Here is a 3,267-nt window from a genome sequence, read left to right as displayed (position 1 = left end):
AGGTAAGGGCTTTTGCGAAACATTTTTCGCGCCTCGGGCCAGGTCGCGTCCAGCAGCACAAACAGTGGGCGCCTGGCCGGCTTGCCATCGCTTGAATCAGGAGGCAACACCTCCGTCACCACCCGCTCCGCCGCCACAAACTCGCCGGGGAAGACCAGGTAAGGCTGCCACTGCGGGTCCGCCAGCAAGGCAATCAAGTTTGGGTCCACCACGGTGCGCGCCCACTCAAACGCAAAGGTATCGGGGACCACATCAGCAATCAGCCAGCCCGTGTTGCTGGGCTTGAGCGCCTCAATATCCGCCATCACCAAGCACACACCAGCACGTACTTCAGGCACGGCCGGCCGCAAGGCACACATGCAATGGCTGGGAATCAGCCGGCAAGCGGCACAACGTTCATTGCGCGGGCCGCCGCGAGCGAGAAAAGKCTTGGAAGCGCGCGCCAGGCGGGCGGTGCGCAGGCGGGAGACGGCGTGGGGCATGGGGGGCTGGGAGAGAGGCGCCAATGGGTGTGATGACTGTTGAGCTGCTGATGGTAGTTCGACTCATGGGCTCAACACAGAAGTCAGCGATTAAAACTTAACTAATAACCTTCGCGCCTATCGAACCGCCTCACTCCAAGCTTCATAAGCTCGTTGAACTGTCTGAAAAGAACGTAGTCGAGCATCTACCAGCAATCCCAGGTCTTCCAGCCGAATGGTTATGGCTCTTCTAGACACGCCGTAACGTTGCATTAGATGGGTAGTTATCTTTTCATAACTTTCTAAGTTGCAGGGTTGCTTATCAACAAAAAGAGTTCCGTAACCCTTATTCGGAATATTCAACTCTTTAATTAGTTCTCGAAAGTCGGCAATGACGTTGATTCTTGGAATTAGGATGCAACTCGCAAGAAAATTTGCCTGAAACTCCATTCTTCCTATGTAAGTCCCCGCGGCAATAAAACCCCCGCTCGGTGAAAAATCGCTTTCGTCGCAGTATTCACGCGACATGTATTTTGAATGATCGAGAAAGTGATGCGCTAATTCGTGGGCTAGCGTGAATCGCTCACGTCCATAGGGCGCATCTTCTGGCTGCCGAAAAATCTGAATTTCAAGCGGATCGAACGTGATTCGACCAAGCGGAGGCAACGTACTAAGGTGGTCAGGTGCAGCGACGTTCTTTAAAACCTTAAGACCATGTTTAGTTTCTTCAAGATCGCACAGAGCATTTAAGGAAACCTGTCCTGTGGAATAACCTACATCAAGCAGTATTGAAGATGCACGATTTTCCAATTCATCTTTTTCCAAATACTTAACTTGGCATTTGAGGCCGTCTCTACGATTCCCGATCTCCCCGATCTGTGTTCTCGTAAGTGAAGTTTCTAACACGAAGTCTTCAACAAAGTCCCATAGAGAGTTAGTATTTCTCGCCGTCGACTGACAATAAAGATCGAAGAAGTTGCTGGTGAAGTCTTCTCCCGCAAGACCGTATTCCGCTGCAACTGATGCTTCGGCATTGGTCGTTCTTGCCGTACCAGAGGCCGAACGATCAAGCTCCCATTTGAAGGATTGATTGTCAAAGTATCGAAGTAACCCGATGCCCTTGGATTTAGAAAAGGCGCGAGTCCCGGCTTGAAAAGAATTGGTACTCGCTACAACGCATTTGACGTTAGCGCCTGATATTTGCTGTGCTTTTGCAAAAAACTCTTCTGCGTCATCCWCAGGAACCGGATGGTTGTAATTTTTGCACTCGATCAGAATTACAAAAGAAAATTCATCGCGACCTGGAGTAAATACTTCGATAGAGATATCGAACACAATTTTTTTCCCGCGATCTTTTGAGTGATAGCCCTTCTTTCTATAAATTTTGCAGCAATCTCTCTTGACCCAAAACCGATCATTCTCGATCTCTGAAAGAAAAAGCGCGTGAATTTTATTCTCTAACGTATCACCGAGGACTGTTGTGTTCATCTGGGGTGCCCTAGTACTTGGAAGGCGCGCTTAACCATACTCCCTATATGGCAGATCTATTGAAAGAGCCTGTCCGGGGGTTGCAAGCCAACGCCAAAGCTGTTCTTCCGTTAACACCGACTCACAAGTGCGTATCAAGGCTTCACCTAGATCATTGCTCTCAACTATGCTCAATCTACCGCAGGCGGCTATAACTGGTGGCACGCTTGGATCAACGCCCGGGTGGCACAGAGTTACACAAAAGGCATCTTTGTGGCCATGTATCTCCGATGCCGCGAGCACTTCGGTTGCCTTGTTGTAGTCGACTAGTCCATTTCCTTCTTTGGTCTTAAGCTCCAAAACAAGTGGAGGGGAATTTTTGAGGCAAAGCAAGTAATCTGGCGCCCCCGTTTTGGTTTTGTCGTCGAGTTTTATAAAGTCGATTTTTAGAAATCGTAGGACATTCTCGAGCGCTTGTTCGAAGGCCGTTCCTTTTGTTGAATAAAACATTTCCACTAGATCAACTCGAGCGCAATTCTTCGCGCGCTTTATATGTCGCTCAGCGGTCCGCTGTCTTTGATTAACTTTCCAGTCTCGGCAGGCATCTCTAACCCAGTTCGCCTTAGCTTTAGCGCTAGGCTTTGCCTTCGCGAATGCTTCTTCTCGAATCGCATCCGCACCAGCAGTTCCCAACATCAGAGTTGCCGGTGTTGCCATACCTTTTTTGCGTAGCACTAGGATTTCGTGCCTAGCTAGGCGGTAGGGTGACCCTGGCGGACAAAGGCCGGTTAACCAAAGAACGTCATCCGGTAGTCCTTCTTGAACACGAAAACTCAGTCGTCTTATTGCTCTTGGTAGCTTACCGATTGCGTCAAGTAAAGCATCAAAGGTTCTCAACGAAGCAGGACGACTTCCAGTTGGAACGCGCTTGTCTGCAGCGGCGGTTGCAATTCCTGAAAAACCCTGCAACACCCACGCGAGATTACGGTACATCTCCGTTAGCATGCCGGCACTTAGTTGAGGCGCCTCATGCTCGAGTTCTTTGACTTCTGCTCCATCAATCCATTTGCAGCAAAGCCACGCGGAGTTAATTGGAAGAACATCCGCTTGCCAAACGGGCTCAGCGAGATGGTCGGCATACTTTTCAGGATCGAATAGCACTCTATTTTGAAGCGGATAAGGGAGGAATCTGGTTGGCTTTACTCCGCCTTGCGGTCGAAACTCGGGGCTTGACAGGCAGCATGAAAAAAGAAGCATTGCAAATTGCAGAGTGTCGGATTTTCCATCCGACGAAGGTAGAAGCTTGTTCAGGTATGGAGCATGCTTGACCATATAGTCG

General features: G+C 49.7%; 2 protein-coding genes and 1 pseudogene. All 3 read right to left on the bottom strand.

Annotated features, from left to right (window positions below; all coding sequences use genetic code 11):
* Positions 1-482: tRNA-uridine aminocarboxypropyltransferase (locus AC1D0P_RS23595; protein WP_477678962.1), on the bottom strand; the 482-nt coding region annotated here is incomplete at its 3' end.
* 117 nt (positions 483-599) lie between these two features.
* Positions 600-1,949 carry an ImmA/IrrE family metallo-endopeptidase gene (locus tag AC1D0P_RS23590; RefSeq protein ID WP_477678961.1) on the bottom strand — a complete coding sequence of 450 codons (1,350 nt, stop codon included), beginning with the start codon at positions 1,947-1,949 and terminating at the stop codon, positions 600-602.
* Positions 1,950-1,979: 30 nt separating this feature from the next.
* Positions 1,980-3,267 (bottom strand): annotated as a pseudogene (locus AC1D0P_RS23585) (hypothetical protein); the annotation flags it as partial.

Source organism: Polaromonas sp. P1_G2 (assembly GCF_056405515.1).
This window is presented reverse-complemented; position numbering and strand designations above follow the sequence as displayed.